The following is a 2959-nucleotide window of genomic DNA, read 5'->3' on the forward strand; positions in this document are numbered from 1 at the left end:
ATTGTTTGGTTTTCTCTTGTCTTTTTCTTTGGTTTTCGGCTGGGGTTTTGTTTTTCATTTTTTTATGGAGAGTTTGATCCTGGCTCAGGACGAACGCTGGCGGCGTGCTTAACACATGCAAGTCGAACGCTGAAGCACTGTGCTTGCACGGTGTGGATGAGTGGCGAACGGGTGAGTAACACGTGAGTAACCTGCCCCTGACTTCGGGATAAGCTTGGGAAACTGGGTCTAATACCGGATGTGACTACTGGCCGCATGGTCTGGTGGTGGAAAGGGTTTTACTGGTTGGGGATGGACTCGCGGCCTATCAGTTTGTTGGTGGGGTAGTGGCCTACCAAGACGACGACGGGTAGCCGGCCTGAGAGGGCGACCGGCCACACTGGGACTGAGACACGGCCCAGACTCCTACGGGAGGCAGCAGTGGGGAATATTGCACAATGGGGGGAACCCTGATGCAGCGACGCCGCGTGCGGGATGACGGCCTTCGGGTTGTAAACCGCTTTCAGTAGGGAAGAAGCGAAAGTGACGGTACCTGCAGAAGAAGTACCGGCTAACTACGTGCCAGCAGCCGCGGTAATACGTAGGGTACAAGCGTTGTCCGGAATTATTGGGCGTAAAGAGCTCGTAGGTGGTTGGTCGCGTCTGCTGTGGAAACGCAACGCTTAACGTTGCGCGTGCAGTGGGTACGGGCTGACTAGAGTGCAGTAGGGGAGTCTGGAATTCCTGGTGTAGCGGTGAAATGCGCAGATATCAGGAGGAACACCGGTGGCGAAGGCGGGACTCTGGGCTGTAACTGACGCTGAGGAGCGAAAGCATGGGGAGCGAACAGGATTAGATACCCTGGTAGTCCATGCCGTAAACGTTGGGAACTAGGTGTGGGGTCCGTTCCACGGATTCCGTGCCGGAGCTAACGCATTAAGTTCCCCGCCTGGGGAGTACGGCCGCAAGGCTAAAACTCAAAGGAATTGACGGGGGCCCGCACAAGCGGCGGAGCATGCGGATTAATTCGATGCAACGCGAAGAACCTTACCAAGGCTTGACATACACTGGAATCGGCTAGAGATAGTCGCGTCTTCGGACTGGTGTACAGGTGGTGCATGGTTGTCGTCAGCTCGTGTCGTGAGATGTTGGGTTAAGTCCCGCAACGAGCGCAACCCTCGTTCTATGTTGCCAGCACGTGATGGTGGGAACTCATGGAAGACTGCCGGGGTCAACTCGGAGGAAGGTGGGGATGACGTCAAATCATCATGCCCTTTATGTCTTGGGCTTCACGCATGCTACAATGGCCGGTACAAAGGGTGGCGATACTGTGAGGTGGAGCGAATCCCAGAAAGCCGGTCTCAGTTCGGATCGTAGTCTGCAACTCGACTACGTGAAGTCGGAGTCGCTAGTAATCGCAGATCAGCAACGCTGCGGTGAATACGTTCCCGGGCCTTGTACACACCGCCCGTCAAGTCACGAAAGTCGGTAACACCCGAAGCCGGTGGCCTAACCTTTTTGGGGGGAGCCGTCGAAGGTGGGACTGGTGATTGGGACCAAGTCGTAACAAGGTAGCCGTACCGGAAGGTGCGGCTGGATCACCTCCTTTCTAAGGAGCTAACACTTTTGTCGTGTTGCCACGTGCAGGCCGTGTGTGTCTGTGGTGGTTGCTCATGGGTGGAACATCGCAAAGACTTCCTGTTGGTGACAGGCCGCCGTTGTGGTTTGTTGTTGGTGGGGCGAACACGTTGTTGGGTCCTGGGAGAACAGGCCGGCAGCCCGTGTGGGTTGTGGTTGTTTTTCTGGTTTCTGGCCCTGCATGCTGCGCCAGTGGTTGCTGGTGGTGGGTGTGGGTGTCTGGGTGTTGTTGTGTAAGTGGATAGTGGACGCGAGCATCTGGGGAAGCACCGTTGTGTGGTGTTTCTTCTGTTGTGATTTTGTTTTTGTTGTGTTTCTTGTGTTATCCGACTCGTGCATGGCTGCGTGCCGTTTTTGTGGTGTGTGGTTGTGTGTGAGTGTTCAAGAGCGCATGGTGGATGCCTTGGCATCAGGAGCCGATGAAGGACGTGGTAACCTGCGATAAGCCTCGGGGAGTTGGTAAACGAACGGTGATCCGAGGGTGTCCGAATGGGGTAACCCCGCGGCATGTTGTGTGTCGTGACCCGCATCTGAATATATAGGGTGTGTGGGGGGAACGTGGGGAAGTGAAACATCTCAGTACCTGCAGGAAGAGAAAATAATAATGATTCCGTTAGTAGTGGCGAGCGAACGCGGATGAGCCTAAACCGTATGTGTGTCAAGCGTGTAGGTTTTGCATGTGCGGTGTTGTGGGGCCGTTGGTGACCTTCTACATGGGGTCGGGCGAGTGTTGGTGTGTGTAGTCGAATGGCCTGGGATGGTCGACCGGAGTGGGTGAGAGTCCCGTAGATGAAACATGTGCCTGCTTGTCTCAGTGTGTGCCCGAGTAGCACGGGACTCGTGTAATCCAGTGTGAATCTGCCAGGACCACCTGGTAAGGCTAAATACTCCCTGGTGACCGATAGCGGATAGTACCGTGAGGGAATGGTGAAAAGTACCCCGGGAGGGGAGTGAAATAGTACCTGAAACCATGTGCTTACAATCCGTCAGAGCCCTCTTTGTTGGGGTGATGGCGTGCCTTTTGAAGAATGAGCCTGCGAGTTAGTGGTATGTAGCGAGGTTAACCCGGGTGGGGTAGCCGTAGCGAAAGCGAGTCCGAATAGGGCGGTTGAGTTGCATGTCCTAGACCCGAAGCGGAGTGATCTAGCCATGGGCAGGGTGAAGCGTCGGTAAGACGACGTGGAGGCCCGCACCCACTTCAGTTGAAAATGGAGGGGATGACCTGTGGTTAGGGGTGAAAGGCCAATCAAACTCTGTGATAGCTGGTTCTCCCCGAAATGCATTTAGGTGCAGCGTCGCGTGTTGCTTTCTGGAGGTAGAGCTACTGGATGGCTGATGGGCC

At 55.2% G+C, this 2959-nt stretch carries 2 rRNA genes; both read left to right on the forward strand.

What is annotated here, in order from left to right:
• Nucleotides 1-61 precede the first annotated feature (61 nt).
• Nucleotides 62-1588: ribosomal RNA gene (locus ACFFN1_RS13720) — 16S ribosomal RNA — on the forward strand.
• Between the two features lie 400 nt (nt 1589-1988).
• Nucleotides 1989-2959, forward strand: a 23S ribosomal RNA gene (locus ACFFN1_RS13725); the annotation flags it as partial.

It is taken from the genome of Brevibacterium otitidis, assembly GCF_042429315.1.
Classification (GTDB): Bacteria; Actinomycetota; Actinomycetes; order Actinomycetales; family Brevibacteriaceae; genus Brevibacterium; species Brevibacterium otitidis.